Source organism: Pseudomonas neuropathica (assembly GCF_015461835.1).
GTDB classification, from domain to species: domain Bacteria; phylum Pseudomonadota; class Gammaproteobacteria; order Pseudomonadales; family Pseudomonadaceae; genus Aquipseudomonas; species Aquipseudomonas neuropathica.
This window is the reverse complement of sequence record NZ_JACOPX010000019.1, coordinates 124675-139354: the sequence shown is the minus strand read 5'-3', so window position 1 is coordinate 139354 and position 14680 is coordinate 124675. Positions and strand designations below refer to the sequence as shown.

Genomic DNA, 14680 nt, shown 5'->3' with positions numbered 1-14680 from the left:
CACTCGTTGATCCATTGGGGACTCTTGTTTCCAGGGCATGGTCAGCACCTCCTGACCATGATTGATACCTGTAAACCATGTCCCCGGTCTCAAACGTAAAGGATGTACCCGGTCTTTACCCACCCTAGCCCTCTCCCGAAGGGAGAGGGGACTGATCGAGGTGTCTCACGCTATACGCCGACCTGAGAAATCGAGTCGAACTCGGGTTTTGAAAAGTCCACAAATCGGCTCCCTCTCCCTCGGGAGAGGGCTGGGCGGGCGGCGTTCCGATGAGGGGAAGGTTCACCTCCGCTCTCAAGTCGAACCGTATAAAAAAGGCGATCCAGAAAGATCGCCTTTTTTGCACCTGAGATTTAACTCAGTGAACGGTAAGCACAATCCCCACCCGCGTCAGCCAATCCGCCTCAAGCCCGAAATCCGCCTGAGTCAGCTGATTCTCATCCAGCCAATTCTGCGGAAACTCCACATCCAGGGTGTTGCCCTTCGCGTGCAACACCACCTGCGGCATCGCCTGAGTGCCGCGAATGTGGTGGAACAGGATCGCAAAACGCAGCAGCACACACAGGCGAATCAGCTTGTCGCCGTCGTCACCGAAATCAGCAAACTTGTCCTTGGGAATGTTGCGGCGGTGACCACGCACCAATAGCGCGAGCATCTGTTGGTCTTCGCGGGAGAACCCGGCGAGGTCCGAGTGTTCGATCAGGTAAGCACCGTGTTTGTGATAGTGATAGTGAGCGATGTCGAGACCGACTTCGTGCACTTTCGCTGCCCAGCCGAGGAGTTCGCGCCAGATGCCGTCATCCAGCTCCCAGTCCACCGCCACTTGGTCAAACGCGTGCAAGGCTTTGCGCTCAACCCGCGCCGCCTGTTCCAGGTCGACGTGGTAACGCTCCATCAGCGAGGTCAGGGTGCGCTCGCGCACGTCTTCATGATGATGACGGCCGAGCAGGTCGTAGAGCACGCCTTCACGCAGGGCGCCGTCGCAGTGGTCCATGCGTTGCAGTTCGAGGGCGTCGAAAATCGCTTCGAGAATCGCCAGACCCGCTGGGAAGATTGTCCGGCGATCAGGCTTGATGCCTTCAAAGTCGATTTTGTCGACGTCACCGAGTTTGAACAGGCGGCGCTTGAGCCACGCCAGGCCTTCGGCATTCACTTCGCCGGTGCCGTGACCGCCGGCCTTCAGCGCCAGGCCGATCGCACGGATGGTGCCCGAGGAGCCGATGGCTTCATCCCAGGTCAGGCGATGCAGGGCGTGTTCGATGCTCATGATCTCCAGCCGCGCCGCCGTGTACGCCTGGGCGTAGCGGGCCGGGGTGATCTTGCCGTCCTTGAAGTAGCGCTGGGTAAAGCTGACGCAGCCCATTTGCAGGCTTTCACGCAACAATGGCTCAAAGCGCTGGCCAATGATGAATTCGGTACTGCCGCCGCCGATGTCGGCGACCAGACGTTTGCCCGGGGTGTCGGCGAGGGTGTGCGATACGCCCAGATAAATCAGGCGCGCTTCTTCACGGCCGGAAATGACTTCCACCGGATGACCGAGGATTTCTTCGGCGCGGTGGATGAATTCGAGGCGGTTGCGCGCTTCACGCAAGGCGTTGGTGCCGACGATGCGCACGGCGCCCAGCGGCATACCGTTGATCAGTTGGGCGAAACGCTTGAGGCAATCGAGGCCGCGTTGCATCGATTCTTCGTTGAGCTTGCGCTCATCGTCGATGCCGGCAGCCAGTTGAACCTTCTCGCCGAGCCGCTCGAGAATGCGGATTTCGCCATTCTGGGCCTTGGCCACGACCATGTGAAAGCTGTTGGAGCCCAGGTCGATTGCGGCGATCAGGGACAGATTCTTGGCTTGGGATTGCGGCATGGTCAGGGGGTCTCGGTCGATAACCCCGTCATCGTGCCACGATCAAACGCTGGCGCCAACGCGCACGGTTCAAACCGTTGATTCAGCGCAGAAAGTCTGGAGATCGCGGCGCGGCCATTCGCGAGCAAGCTTGCTCCCACAGGTGACCGCATTCCAATGTGGGAGCGAGCTTGCTCGCGAAGAGGGCGTCACTGCCTCAGAAGATCTTCAGGCTGTCGCTTCCACCGTGCCAATAAAGTTCGCCAGCTCCGCCGTCTGCGGATGGGCAAACAACACCTTCGGATCCCCTACCTCATGCACCTTGCCATGGTGCATGAACACCAATTTATCCCCGACCTCGCGGGCGAAGCGCATTTCGTGGGTGACCATGATCAGCGTCATGCCTTCCTTGGCCAGTTGCCGCACCACGCTCAGTACTTCGTTGACCAGTTCCGGGTCGAGCGCCGAGGTGATTTCATCGCACAACAACACTTTCGGCGACATCGCCAGCGCCCGGGCAATCGCTACCCGCTGTTGCTGGCCCCCAGACAACCGATCCGGGAAGGCATCGAATTTTTCCCCAAGGCCCACGCGTTCCAGCATTTCCCGCGCCAGTTCCGCCGCTTTGGCTTTCGGCACTTTCTGCACCACCTGCGGCGCGAGCATGACGTTTTCGCCCACGGTCAGGTGCGGGAACAGATTGAACTGCTGAAAGACCATGCCGACTTTCTGCCGCAGGCTGCGCAGATCGGCGCGGGCGGCGTCGAGGTATTCGCCGTCGACTTCGATCACGCCGTCATTGATCGATTCCAACCCATTGAGGGTGCGCAGCAGGGTGGATTTGCCCGAGCCGCTGCGGCCGATGATCGCCACCACCTGGCCTTCCTCGACGCTGAGGTCGATGCCTTTAAGCACATGGTGATCGCCGTAGTATTTATGCAGGGCGGAAATTCTAAGCAGAGGCATGCAGTCTCCTTTCCAGGTAGCGCGCACTGAGGGACAAGGGGTAGCAGAGCAGGAAGTAGCCGAGGGCGACGAGGCCGTAGACCATGAACGGTTCGAATGTGGCGTTGGCGAGCATGCCGCCGGTCTTGGTCAGCTCGGTGAAGCCAATGATCGAGGTCACGGCGGTGCCCTTGACCACTTGCACCGAGAAACCCACGGTCGGCGCCACGGCAATGCGCAGCGCTTGCGGCAGGATCACGTAGCGCAGTTGCTCCAGCGGATTCAGCGCCAGACTTGCCGAGGCTTCCCACTGGCCATTGGAGATCGACTCGACGCAGCCGCGCCAGATCTCCGCCAGATAAGCGCTGGTAAACAAGGTCAGGGCAATCGCTGCGGCCATCCACGGCGAGATTTCGATCCCCGCCAGCGCCACGCCGAAGAACACCAGAAACAACTGCATCAACAGCGGCGTGCCCTGAAACAGCTCGATCCAGGTGCGGGCGATGCTGCTCGGCACAGAGTTTTTCGAGATGCGCATGACCAGGATCAGCAGCCCGACGATCCCGCCACCAATGAACGCCACCAGCGACAGCGCCAGTGTCCATTGCAGGCCGGTGAGCAGGTTGCGCAGGATGTCCCAAAAGGTGAAATCGCTCATACGCGGCTCCCGCTTCGACTGATATAGCGTCGGCCAATCCAGTTCAGCAACTGGCGAATCAGCAGCGCCATGCACAGGTAGATCAGCGTGGTCAGCGCATAGGTTTCAAAGGCGCGGAAGTTGCGCGACTGAATGAAGTTGGCGGCAAAGCTCAGCTCTTCGGTAGCGATCTGCGAACACACCGCCGAACCGAGCATGACGATGATGATCTGGCTGCTCAGCGCCGGCCAGACCTTGCCCAATGCCGGCAGCAGCACCACGTGGCGGAACGCCTCGAAGCGCGTCATCGCCAATGCCGCTGCGGCTTCCAGCTGCCCGCGCGGGATTGCCTGAATGCCGGCGCGAATAATCTCCGTCGAATAAGCACCGAGGTTGATCACCATCGCCAGCACCGCCGCTTGCCACTCGGAAATCTGCACACCCAGCGACGGCAGGCCGAAGAAGATAAAGAACAACTGCACCAGGAACGGCGTGTTGCGGATCAACTCGACGTAGACACCGAAGATTGCCGAGAACGGGCGAATGTTCCACGCCCGCACCAGTGCCCCGACTATCCCGACGCCGACCCCGAGCAACGCACCGATGGCCGTCAGCTCAAGGGTGAACAGCGCCCCGCGCAGCAACAGGTCGGTGTTTTCCACCACCGGCATGAAATCGAACTGATAAGCCATGAAGGTCTCCCGCGCAGTCGATCAGAGATCGGCCGGCAGCGGCTCTTTCAGCCAGGTCTGCGAGTTCTTTTCCAGTGCGCCGTCAGCCTTGGCGGTGGTCAGGATGTCGTTGACCTTGGCCAGCAGCGCCGCTTCGTTCTTGTTCACGCCAACGTAGACCGGCGAATCCTTCAGTTTCACTTTCAGCGCCGGCACGCGTTTCGGGTTCTTTTCGCTGATCGCGACCATCACCACGTTGCCACTGGCGATCAGGTCAACCTGGCCGGCGAGGTAGGCGGCGATGGTCGAGTTGTTGTCCTCGAAGCGCTTGATGGTCACGCCTTCGGGAGCGACCTTGGTCAGTTCGATGTCTTCGATGGCGCCACGGGTGACGCTGATGGTCTTGCCCTTGAGATCGTCGAGGCTGGCGATCGCCGCGTCTGGCGGGCCGAACACGGCGAGGTAGAAGGGGGCGTAGGCGCGGGAGAAGTCGATGACTTTTTCGCGCTCGGGGTTTTTACCGAGGCTGGAAATCACCAGATCGACTTTGCCGGTGGTCAGGAACGGGATGCGGTTGGTGCTGTTGACCGGGGTCAGTTCGAGTTTGACTTTCAACTGGTCGGCCAGCAGTTTCGCTGTGTCGATGTCCAGGCCGCGAGGCTTCATGTCCGGGCCGACCGAGCCGAATGGCGGGAAGTCCTGGGGCACGGCGACTTTCAGCGTGCCGCGTTTGACCACGTCGTCCAGACCGTCGGCGTGCGCGGGAGCCTGGCTGAGCAACAGAGAGGAAAACAGGGCGGCGAGGAGGGCGCTGTAACGCTTGGTCATGGACAATCTCCGGATCGGCGAGAAGTGATTTCTGCGATCGGACAGAGCATGGGCCGTGCCAATACGTGGTTTTCGCCCCCGCAGACCGCAGTTTCAGCGACTTTGCTCGGTCTTACTGGTCTGAACAGTCAGGTCGTTTTTCGCACTGCCATGGCGCACCGGTGTGGTTTGCCGAACCCTGCTGGGGCACGACTTGCCGGACTCGGCGAATAGCTTTACAACTAGCCGCACATTGGCCTGGCGCGTCTGAAAAACCATGAACTCGATTTCCCGTGCGGTACCCGAAGTGGCGCTGCAAGCGATCCGCAAACTGATCACTGAGCAGGGTTTCGGTGCGGGCGATGCGTTGCCGTCGCAACGGGACCTGGCGCTGCAACTGGGCGTCAGCCGGGCGTCGTTGCGTGAGGCGTTGTCCTCGCTGAGTGCGTTGGGTGTGGTCAGTATTCAGCCGGGCAAAGGCGTGTTCGTGCAGTCGCCGATGGAATTGTCGCGCGGCGATAACCCGCCGGGGTGGTCGTTTGCAGCGCAAGCGTCACCGCTGGACATCTTTCAATTGCGCTATGCGCTGGAAGGCTTCGCCGCAGGGCTGGCAGCGGTCACGTTAAGCACGTTCGATCTGGATGCGCTCGAAGACAACGTTGCGGCCATGCGTGACCAATTGAAGGCTGGTGACTTTGAGGCAGCAGCAAAACTCGACTTCGAATTCCACCGCCGAATCCTGTTGGCCAGCGGCAATCAGGCAATTCTGAGTATCCTTACCGCCAGCGCCGAGATGTTCCTGGAGAGCCAGAAACTACCGTTCATCCGCGCCGAACGCGCGATGGAAACCTGGCAGGAACACCGCAAGATCCTCCGGGCCCTCGCGCGCCGGGCATCGGTTGCGGCGCAAAAAGCCATGCAGGAACACGTGCGCAACGCGGCCCTGCGTACCGGAATTGCTTTCATTGCCCCCGCCACGACGTGACTTGAGCTATACCCAAACTCATCGAGTGCCATAGCAAGACTCAATCAACTGCGGCTTCCTGAACAGGGGAAGGGCGGCTATGATGGGCCACGTTTTTTTGCTTACAACCTGGAGAATTCCATGAGCAGCGATCTTATCAAACACGTTAGCGACGCTAGCTTCGAAGCCGACGTACTCAAGGCCGAAGGCGCTGTCCTGGTCGATTACTGGGCTGAATGGTGCGGTCCTTGCAAAATGATCGCTCCGGTTCTGGACGAGATTGCCGAGACTTACAAAGGCAAGCTGACCGTTGCCAAACTGAACATCGACGAAAACCAGGAAACCCCGGCCAAGCACGGCGTGCGTGGTATCCCGACGCTGATGCTGTTCAAGAACGGCAACGTTGAAGCGACCAAAGTCGGCGCCCTGTCGAAGTCGCAACTGGCTGCTTTCCTCGACGCCAACATCTAAGCGTCGCTGTAAAGTGCCTGAAAAAAAGCCCCGCAAAATAGCGGGGCTTTTTGCGTATTCAGGGCTAGACGCTCCGAAACTCAGGTGGTACATTCGGCCCCGCACTGGTTTCTCCATTGCCCCCTGCTAGCCGTCGCCGACGCACTCCTTTTCGAATTAGTTCGCGATCCTGTCGCCTTCTCCGCGGCGCGGCCTCATTAAGCCAAAAGCTTAATTTCCCCCCCTCCATAAATGATTACGTCATTCCTATATGAATCTGACTGAACTCAAGCAAAAGCCGATTACCGAACTGCTCGAATTGGCCGAACAGATGGGCATAGAAAATATGGCCCGTTCGCGCAAGCAGGACGTGATTTTCTCCCTGCTGAAAAAGCACGCGAAAAGCGGCGAGGAAATCTCCGGTGATGGCGTGCTGGAGATTCTCCAGGACGGCTTCGGCTTCCTGCGCTCCGCTGACGCTTCCTACCTGGCCGGCCCGGACGATATCTACGTCTCGCCAAGCCAGATCCGCCGTTTCAACTTGCGCACCGGTGACACCATCGTTGGCAAGATCCGCCCTCCGAAGGAAGGCGAGCGGTATTTCGCCCTGCTCAAGGTCGACACGATCAACTTCGATCGTCCCGAGAACGCGAAAAACAAGATTCTCTTCGAGAACCTGACTCCGCTGTTCCCGACCGTGCGCATGAAGATGGAAGCCGGTAACGGCTCCACCGAAGACTTGACCGGTCGTGTCATCGACCTGTGCGCCCCGATCGGCAAAGGCCAGCGTGGTCTGATCGTTGCACCGCCGAAAGCCGGTAAAACGATCATGCTGCAGAACATCGCCGCGAACATCGCCCGTAACAACCCTGAAGTTCACCTGATCGTGCTGTTGATCGACGAGCGTCCGGAAGAAGTAACCGAAATGCAGCGCACCGTGCGTGGCGAAGTGGTTGCCTCGACTTTCGACGAGCCGCCGACCCGTCACGTGCAGGTTGCTGAAATGGTGATCGAGAAGGCCAAGCGCCTTGTTGAACACAAGAAAGACGTGGTGATCCTGCTCGACTCCATCACCCGTCTGGCCCGTGCCTACAACACCGTGATCCCGAGCTCCGGCAAGGTATTGACCGGTGGTGTCGATGCCCACGCCCTCGAGAAGCCAAAGCGTTTCTTCGGTGCCGCGCGTAACATCGAAGAAGGCGGCTCGCTGACCATTATCGCCACCGCGCTGGTTGAAACCGGCTCGAAGATGGACGAAGTGATCTACGAAGAGTTCAAGGGTACCGGCAACATGGAGCTGCCTCTGGATCGCAAGATCGCCGAGAAGCGCGTGTTCCCTGCGATCAACATCAACCGCTCCGGCACCCGCCGCGAAGAGTTGCTGACCGCCGACGACGAACTGCAGCGTATGTGGATCCTGCGCAAGCTGCTGCATCCGATGGACGAAGTGGCTGCCATCGAGTTCCTGGTCGACAAGCTGAAAACGACCAAGACCAACGACGAGTTCTTCTTGTCGATGAAGCGTAAGTAATACACACGCTGTAAAAAGAACGCTCCCGAAAGGGGGCGTTTTTTTTGCGCACGCGCCGCATAACTTTCGTAACGCGCTACTGTCCTTGTCTGGAGCGGTTTGTACCTGCAAGGATAAGAAAGGTTATGCACACGTTTGGCAATCGCCGTGATATCGACGGATTACGGGCGCTGGCGGTTATTCCCGTCGTCCTGTTTCATTTCGGATTCAACACATTCAGCGGCGGCTTTGTCGGCGTTGATGTGTTCTTCGTCATTTCCGGTTTTCTGATCACTTCAATCCTGTTTCGTGAAATCAGCGCGCAGCGCTTCAGCTTCCTCGACTTCTGGGGGCGTCGCGCCCGGCGCATCCTGCCGGCGTTGACTGTGGTTGTGGTGGTCACGCTGGCATTAGGCTGGCTGTTGCTGACGGCCAAAGACCTGGCCGAACTCGGGCGGACTATTCGTTATCAGTCGCTGTTCATTTCCAACATCTTGTTCATGCGCGAAGACGGCTACTTCGAGCCCGCCTCGGAACTCAAGCCGCTGCTGCATACCTGGTCGCTGGCGGTAGAAGAGCAGTACTACATCTTCTTCCCGCTGATGATGGTATTGCTGATGCGCTACGTCCGCCATTGGCGCTGGATGCTGTTCGCTGTCCTGCTGGTGTCGTTCGGCCTGAATATCATCTATATCGAACGCCGGCCGGAATTTGCCTTTTTCTCGTTGCCGACCCGCGCGTGGGAGCTGCTCTGCGGGGCCATGCTGGCGGTGATGCCCGTGCCCAAGCATGTCGCGCGGCCGTGGCTGCGGCAGTCTGTTGGCCTGGTCGGTCTGGCGGCGGTGCTGGTGGCGGTGTTCACCTACGACAAGTCCACGGTGTTCCCAGGCTGGGCTGCACTGCTACCGGTATTGGGTACGACGGCCTTGATCTGGTCGGGCGCACAAGGCCCAACGTGGGCGAGCCGGCTGTTGAGTGTCCGCGTGCTGGTGTGGATCGGCTTGCTCTCCTATTCGCTGTACCTGTGGCATTGGCCGGTTTACGTGTATGCCAATGCGATCTCCATCGACGGTATCCAGCCGCTGGAGGCGCTCGGCTGGATGGCTCTGGCATTGGCGCTGGCCTGGCTGAGCCTGCGCTACATCGAACTGCCGTTTCGTGAGAAGCGTGTGTTCGCCAGTCGTAATTCGGTGTTGGTCGGCGGTCTGGTGTCGATCGCCGTGCTGGCGATTACCGGTTCGGCCATTCGTTCGGCAGACGGCGTGCCGCAGCGCCTGACCGGCAAGGCTCTGGAATATGCGCAATCGCGCGAGTGGAATGCGGGGCAGTCGAACTGCATGCACTTGAGCACTGACAAGGCGCTGACCAAATCCTGTCTGGTGGGCGGTGATCAACATATAACGGCGACGAAAATGTTCTGGGGTGACAGTCACGCCGCCGCGTTGTTGCCAGCCATCGAAGGCAATGCCGGGCGCAACGTGCAGCCGGTGTGGCTTTACAGCTTGACCGGGTGCCCGCCGATCATCGATGACCACTTACGCCCTCAGTGCAAAGACTTCAACCAGCGCAACATGGACCGCGTCACGAGTCTGGGGATCAAGGACGTGGTGTTGGCGGCGAACTGGAGCCTGTACGTTTATGGTCGTGAAGACGGCGATGGCGATCTACAGTTCCTGCTTGATCGCAAGGACAACCCGCGCCAGGCGGAGCAGCGCATGGCTGCCGCCCTCAAAGTGCAAGTGGCCGAGTTGCGTGAAGCGGGTGTGCAAGTCTGGCTGTTCAAGGAAGTGCCACTGCAACACAAGAGCTTCATCGACCGTCTGACCAGTCTGGCGCGCATCGGCCGTTCGGCAGAAGGTCTCGGTCGCCCGCTCAGCGAACACTTGGCTCGCCAGCAGTTTTTCACGTCGTTGTTCGACTCGATGAGCGCCGCTGATTCCGGCATTCATGTCATCGATCCGACGCCGCTGATGTGCAAGGACGGCTTGTGCGCCATCGATGTCGATGGCCACTCGCAATACAAGGATGCCGATCATCTTTCGGACGTTGGCAGCGCCAGACTGAGCCCGTTGTTTGCGCCATTGATGCTGGGCACCAGCGACAATTGATTGATGCCTGGCTCTGACGGGCTGCTGTTTGCCCGTCAGAGCAGGTAGGATGTACGCCTATTTTGAGGGTGCCATCGTCAATGAAATTCAAGGATCTTCGGGATTTCGTGCAGCAGCTTGAGCAGCGCGGAGAGTTGAAACGCATCCAGATTCCCGTCTCGCCGGTGCTGGAAATGACCGAGGTGTGCGACCGCACGCTAAGGGCCAAGGGCCCGGCGCTGCTGTTCGAGAAACCCACCGGCTACGACATCCCGGTGCTCGGCAACCTGTTCGGCACGCCTGAACGGGTGGCGATGGGCATGGGCGCCGAGTCGGTCAGCGAGCTGCGCGAAATCGGCAAGCTGCTGGCGTTCCTCAAGGAGCCGGAGCCACCGAAGGGCTTGAAAGACGCATGGTCGAAACTGCCGATCTTCCGCAAAATCATCTCGATGGCGCCGAAAGTCGTCAAAGACGCGGTGTGCCAGGAAGTGGTCATCGAAGGCGACGACGTCGACCTCGCGATGCTGCCGGTGCAGACCTGCTGGCCCGGCGACGTCGGCCCGCTGATCACCTGGGGTCTGACCGTCACCAAAGGCCCGAACAAGGATCGTCAGAACCTCGGTATCTACCGTCAGCAAGTGATCGGCCGCAACAAGGTGATCATGCGCTGGCTCAGCCACCGTGGCGGTGCCCTCGACTTCCGCGAGTGGTGCGAGAAGCATCCGGGCCAGCCGTTCCCGGTGTCCGTCGCCCTGGGTGCGGATCCGGCGACCATTCTCGGCGCGGTGACGCCAGTGCCGGACAGCCTGTCCGAATACGCTTTCGCAGGCCTCTTGCGCGGTAATCGCACCGAACTGGTCAAGTGCCGTGGCAACGACCTGCAAGTGCCGGCCACCGCCGAAATCATCCTCGAAGGCGTGATCCATCCCGGCGAAATGGCCGATGAAGGCCCGTACGGCGACCACACCGGTTATTACAACGAAGTCGACAGCTTCCCGGTGTTCACCGTCGAGCGCATCACCCACCGGATCAAACCGATCTACCACAGCACCTACACCGGTCGTCCACCGGATGAGCCGGCGATCCTCGGCGTGGCGTTGAACGAAGTGTTCGTGCCGATCCTGCAGAAGCAGTTCCCGGAAATCACCGACTTCTACCTGCCGCCGGAAGGCTGCTCGTATCGCATGGCCATCGTGACCATGAAGAAGTCGTATCCGGGGCACGCCAAGCGCGTGATGCTCGGTGTCTGGTCGTTTTTGCGACAGTTCATGTACACCAAGTTCGTTATCGTCACTGACGACGATATCAACGCCCGTGACTGGAACGACGTGATCTGGGCCATCACTACGCGCATGGACCCCAAGCGCGACACGGTGATGATCGATAACACGCCGATCGACTACCTCGACTTCGCCTCGCCGATCTCAGGGTTAGGTTCGAAAATGGGCCTCGATGCCACCCACAAGTGGCCGGGCGAAACCACTCGCGAGTGGGGCCACGTGATCGTCAAGGACGACGCCGTCACCCAACGGATCGATGCCATCTGGAATCAGTTAGGAATAGATTGATGCGTGTAACCCTGCAGCCCTCCGGAGCAGTGCTTGAGATACAGCCCGGTGAGCGGATTCTCGACGGCGCGCGGCGTCTGGGCTACGAATGCCCGCAAAGCTGCCGCAACGGTAATTGTCATGTGTGTGCGGCGTTGCTGGTTGAAGGCCGCGTCGCGCAGGATGGCAAAGTGCACGACCACGGTGAGTTCTACACTTGCATAGCCGAGCCGCTGGAAGACTGCATCCTGCTGTGGGATGGCGTGCTCGCGCTGGGAGAACTACCGGTGCGCAGCCTGTCGTGTCAGGTCATCGAATGCCGGGACGTCGGCGGCGACACCTGGCGCGTGCGTCTGCGTGCGCCGGCGGGCAAGCCACCGCGTTATCACGCTGGGCAATATTTGATGATCGAGCGCGAGAACGGCGAGAAATCGGCGTTCTCCATGGCCTCGGCCCCGCATGGCGGGCGTGATCTGGAAATCCATGTACTGGCGCGCGAAGCCAGTGCACTGAGCCTGATCGAACAGCTGCAACGCAATGCGATGGTGCGTGTCGAGCTGCCATTCGGTGACACGCATCTGGCCGAGCTGCCGGAAGGGCCGCTGGTGCTGATCGCCGCTGGCACCGGCATGGGCCAGATTCACGCCTTGATCGAACACTGTCGCGCCAACGGCTTCAAACACCCTGTGCATCTGTATTGGGGCGTGCGCCGTCCGGAAGATTTCTATCAGATCGAGCATTGGGACGAATGGTTGAAGTTGCCCAATCTGTTCCTGCACAAAGTCGTCAGCGATCAATGCGGTTGGGAAGGACGCTGCGGGATGCTGCATGAGGCAGTGTGTGAAGACTTCCCGGATCTGAAGTCCTTGCACGTCTACGCCAGTGGCTCACCGGCGATGGTCTACGGCACTCTGGATGCACTGGTAGAAGCCGGCATGGATGCCCATCAAATGCGTGCGGACGTGTTCGCCTACGCTCCCCGTTCCTGATTCCTTATAACGCTATATATAGCCGATCGGTATTTATGTAATTGCATAAATACCGCTAGGTTATATGGCAATCAGGCAATCAATTAAGAACTGTGCCATGGCACTCAAATTGCCTTAAAACATATGTGCCTTATTGTTACAGCGGTGCGTTCTATTAAGTAATTCTTCACCCGCGGGGAGCTGAACGCTATTCGCCATGAGCGCCATTGAAAACGCTTTTCTGAATTTGAATTACCCTCCGCGGCTCGATCTTGGGCCGCAGCTGACGCACGAACAACTTCTCGCTTCCATGCAATCAACCATGGCGCGCCACAAGGGCGGGCCGGTGTGGCTGTTCGCGTATGGTTCACTGATCTGGCGGCCTGAATGCTCGGCGGTGGAGCGGGTGCGCGGCCGCGTGCATGGTTACCATCGCGGTTTGTACCTGTGGTCGCACGAGCACCGTGGTACGCCCGAAATGCCGGGACTGGTGTTTGGTCTGGATCGTGGCGGTTCGTGCAGCGGCTTCGCCTATCGCTTGCCGGAAGATAATCTCGACGCGGCGCTGTACGCCTTGTGGAAACGCGAGATGCCAGTGCCTTCCTACCGGCCACACTGGCTCAACTGCCGGCTCGAAGATGGCACTCAGGTGCAGGCCCTGGGATTCGTATTGGAGCGACACCTGCCCAGCTATGCCGGCAACTTGCCGGATCACGTGCTGAGCCAGGTGTTCGCAAGCGCTTGCGGGCGTTACGGCACCACTCGCGATTATGTCGAGCAGACCGCCCACGCCCTGCGCAGCCACGCCATGCCAGATCGCAACCTGGAGGCGCGGCTCAAGCGCTGTAAATCACAAAGCGATCAGGCGACTGCTTCGCGGCTCTGACTGGCGACTTGCTTGTGCCAAAGCGTCGGGGCCAGGAACGCCATCGACAGCAGGCAGGCGCCCACCAGCAGGACGAAACCGCCGTCCCAGCCGAAATGGTCAACGGTGTAGCCCATCGCTGCACTGGCTGCGACCGAACCACCCAGATAGCCGAACAGGCCGGTGAAACCCGCAGCCGTGCCGGCGGCTTTCTTCGGCGCCAGTTCAAGCGCCTGCAGACCGATCAACATCACCGGGCCGTAGATCAGGAAGCCGATCGAAAACAGCGCGATCATGTCCACGGTCGGGTTGCCGGCCGGGTTCAGCCAGTAAACCAGGGTCGCCACGGTCACCAGCGCCATGAACACCATGCCGGTCAGGCCACGGTTGCCACGGAAGATCTTGTCCGACATCCAGCCGCACAGCAGCGTGCCCGGAATGCCCGCCCACTCGTAGAAGAAATAGGCCCACGAGGTTTTATCCACGGTGAAACCCTTGGCTTCCTTGAGGTAGGTCGGTGCCCAGTCCAGCACGCCGTAGCGCAGCAAGTAAACGAAGACGTTAGCCATGGCGATGTACCAGAGCATTTTGTTGCGCAGCACGTATTTGACGAAGATTTCCTTGGCACTGAATTCGTCTTCGTGGCTGGCGTCGTAGCCTTCCGGGTAATCGTTCTTGTACTTCTCGATGGGTGGCAGGCCGACCGATTGCGGAGTGTCGCGCATGGTGATGAAGGCAAATACCGCCACGCCCAGCGCCACGGCTGCCGGTACGTAAAACGCCGCGTGCCAGTCGTTGAACAGGCCCATGCCGAGCAGGAACAGCGGACCGATCAGGCCACCGCCGACGTTATGCGCCACGTTCCACACCGACACCACGCCGCCACGTTCCTTCTGCGACCACCAGTGCACCATGGTCCGCCCACTTGGCGGCCAGCCCATGCCCTGGGCCCAGCCGTTGATGAACAGCAGGATGAACATCATGGTCACGCTGGACGTTGCCCAAGGCGCGAAACCGAAAATGAACATCACCCCGGCCGAGACCAGCAGGCCGAACGGCAGGAAGTAACGCGGGTTGGAACGGTCGGACACCAGGCCCATGAGGAATTTCGACAGGCCGTAGGCAATGGCGATCGCCGACATCGCCAGACCCAGATCGCCACGGCTGTAGCCTTCGTCGATCAGGTACGGCATGGCCAGCGAGAAGTTTTTGCGCAGCAGGTAGTAACCCGCGTAGCCAAAGAAGATACCGGCGAAGATCTGCCAGCGCAGGCGTCGGTAAGTGCTGTCTATTTTTTCTTCAGGCAATGGAGCCTGATGTGCGGCAGGACGAAAGAAAGCAAACATTCAAGAGCTCCAGATTTCTTGTTTTGACTGCGGATGCGAATGT

The 14680-nt window shown here is 59.7% G+C and carries 13 protein-coding genes; 7 read left to right on the top strand and 6 right to left on the bottom strand.

Annotated elements, in window-relative coordinates; genetic code table 11:
- Positions 1-358: 358 nt before the first annotated feature.
- The 5 genes from ppx to H8F23_RS25080 form a co-directional block, all read right to left on the bottom strand.
- Complete coding sequence (gene ppx, locus H8F23_RS25100) at positions 359-1861, bottom strand: exopolyphosphatase (RefSeq protein WP_194936169.1); 1503 nt, start codon at positions 1859-1861, stop codon at positions 359-361.
- Positions 1862-2068: 207 nt separating this feature from the next.
- Positions 2069-2806, bottom strand: coding sequence for an amino acid ABC transporter ATP-binding protein (locus H8F23_RS25095; RefSeq protein WP_095049375.1), 738 nt, complete (start codon positions 2804-2806; stop codon positions 2069-2071).
- Positions 2793-3443: an amino acid ABC transporter permease gene (locus H8F23_RS25090; RefSeq protein ID WP_194936168.1), complete on the bottom strand. Its 651-nt coding sequence runs from the start codon at positions 3441-3443 to the stop codon at positions 2793-2795. The genes H8F23_RS25095 and H8F23_RS25090 overlap by 14 nt, the downstream gene beginning before the upstream one ends.
- Positions 3440-4114: an amino acid ABC transporter permease gene (locus H8F23_RS25085; protein WP_194936167.1), complete on the bottom strand. Its 675-nt coding sequence runs from the start codon at positions 4112-4114 to the stop codon at positions 3440-3442. Before H8F23_RS25085 ends, H8F23_RS25090 begins: the two co-directional genes overlap by 4 nt.
- Before the next feature lie 21 nt (positions 4115-4135).
- Positions 4136-4921, bottom strand: coding sequence for a transporter substrate-binding domain-containing protein (locus H8F23_RS25080; protein WP_007911166.1), 786 nt, complete (start codon positions 4919-4921; stop codon positions 4136-4138).
- 256 nt (positions 4922-5177) lie between these two features.
- On the opposite strand from H8F23_RS25080, the gene H8F23_RS25075 reads away from it, so the two are divergent.
- The 7 genes from H8F23_RS25075 to H8F23_RS25045 all read left to right on the top strand — a co-directional run bounded on the left by H8F23_RS25075 (position 5178) and on the right by H8F23_RS25045 (position 13312).
- Positions 5178-5885, top strand: coding sequence for a FadR/GntR family transcriptional regulator (locus H8F23_RS25075; protein WP_194936166.1), 708 nt, complete (start codon positions 5178-5180; stop codon positions 5883-5885).
- 120 nt (positions 5886-6005) lie between these two features.
- The gene (gene trxA, locus H8F23_RS25070; protein WP_003206727.1) at positions 6006-6335 is read left to right on the top strand and encodes a thioredoxin TrxA; all 330 of its coding nucleotides are present in this window, start codon (positions 6006-6008) and stop codon (positions 6333-6335) included.
- 250 nt (positions 6336-6585) lie between these two features.
- On the top strand, positions 6586-7845 hold the full coding sequence (rho, locus tag H8F23_RS25065) for a transcription termination factor Rho (protein WP_003229334.1): 1260 nt from the start codon (positions 6586-6588) through the stop codon (positions 7843-7845).
- A gap of 125 nt (positions 7846-7970) precedes the next feature.
- Positions 7971-9932, top strand: a complete 1962-nt coding sequence (locus H8F23_RS25060) for an acyltransferase family protein (protein ID WP_194936165.1) — start codon at positions 7971-7973, stop codon at positions 9930-9932.
- Between the two features lie 80 nt (positions 9933-10012).
- Positions 10013-11479, top strand: a complete 1467-nt coding sequence (gene ubiD / locus H8F23_RS25055) for a 4-hydroxy-3-polyprenylbenzoate decarboxylase (protein ID WP_194936164.1) — start codon at positions 10013-10015, stop codon at positions 11477-11479.
- Positions 11479-12447: a CDP-6-deoxy-delta-3,4-glucoseen reductase gene (locus tag H8F23_RS25050; protein ID WP_194936163.1), complete on the top strand. Its 969-nt coding sequence runs from the start codon at positions 11479-11481 to the stop codon at positions 12445-12447. Before ubiD ends, H8F23_RS25050 begins: the two co-directional genes overlap by 1 nt.
- A gap of 196 nt (positions 12448-12643) precedes the next feature.
- Entirely contained in the window at positions 12644-13312 is a 669-nt protein-coding gene (locus H8F23_RS25045; protein WP_093429749.1) for a gamma-glutamylcyclotransferase, read from the top strand.
- On the opposite strand, the gene glpT is transcribed toward H8F23_RS25045, so the two are convergent.
- Positions 13288-14637 carry a glycerol-3-phosphate transporter gene (gene glpT, locus H8F23_RS25040; RefSeq protein ID WP_007911178.1) on the bottom strand — a complete coding sequence of 450 codons (1350 nt, stop codon included), beginning with the start codon at positions 14635-14637 and terminating at the stop codon, positions 13288-13290. The genes H8F23_RS25045 and glpT overlap by 25 nt on opposite strands.
- Positions 14638-14680: the final 43 nt, after the last annotated feature.

Bases quoted from the DNA above. Each gene is read 5' to 3' on its own strand.
- ubiD (WP_194936164.1), top strand. From the start codon at position 10,013: ATGAAATTCAAGGATCTTCGGGATTTCGTGCAGCAGCTTGAGCAGCGC.
- trxA (WP_003206727.1), top strand. From the start codon at position 6,006: ATGAGCAGCGATCTTATCAAACACGTTAGCGACGCTAGCTTCGAAGCC.
- H8F23_RS25075 (WP_194936166.1), top strand. From the start codon at position 5,178: ATGAACTCGATTTCCCGTGCGGTACCCGAAGTGGCGCTGCAAGCGATC.
- H8F23_RS25090 (WP_194936168.1), bottom strand. From the start codon at position 3,443: ATGAGCGATTTCACCTTTTGGGACATCCTGCGCAACCTGCTCACCGGC.
- H8F23_RS25045 (WP_093429749.1), top strand. From the start codon at position 12,644: ATGAGCGCCATTGAAAACGCTTTTCTGAATTTGAATTACCCTCCGCGG.
- H8F23_RS25050 (WP_194936163.1), top strand. From the start codon at position 11,479: ATGCGTGTAACCCTGCAGCCCTCCGGAGCAGTGCTTGAGATACAGCCC.
- H8F23_RS25060 (WP_194936165.1), top strand. From the start codon at position 7,971: ATGCACACGTTTGGCAATCGCCGTGATATCGACGGATTACGGGCGCTG.
- H8F23_RS25085 (WP_194936167.1), bottom strand. From the start codon at position 4,114: ATGGCTTATCAGTTCGATTTCATGCCGGTGGTGGAAAACACCGACCTG.
- H8F23_RS25095 (WP_095049375.1), bottom strand. From the start codon at position 2,806: ATGCCTCTGCTTAGAATTTCCGCCCTGCATAAATACTACGGCGATCAC.
- rho (WP_003229334.1), top strand. From the start codon at position 6,586: ATGAATCTGACTGAACTCAAGCAAAAGCCGATTACCGAACTGCTCGAA.
- glpT (WP_007911178.1), bottom strand. From the start codon at position 14,637: ATGTTTGCTTTCTTTCGTCCTGCCGCACATCAGGCTCCATTGCCTGAA.
- H8F23_RS25080 (WP_007911166.1), bottom strand. From the start codon at position 4,921: ATGACCAAGCGTTACAGCGCCCTCCTCGCCGCCCTGTTTTCCTCTCTG.
- ppx (WP_194936169.1), bottom strand. From the start codon at position 1,861: ATGCCGCAATCCCAAGCCAAGAATCTGTCCCTGATCGCCGCAATCGAC.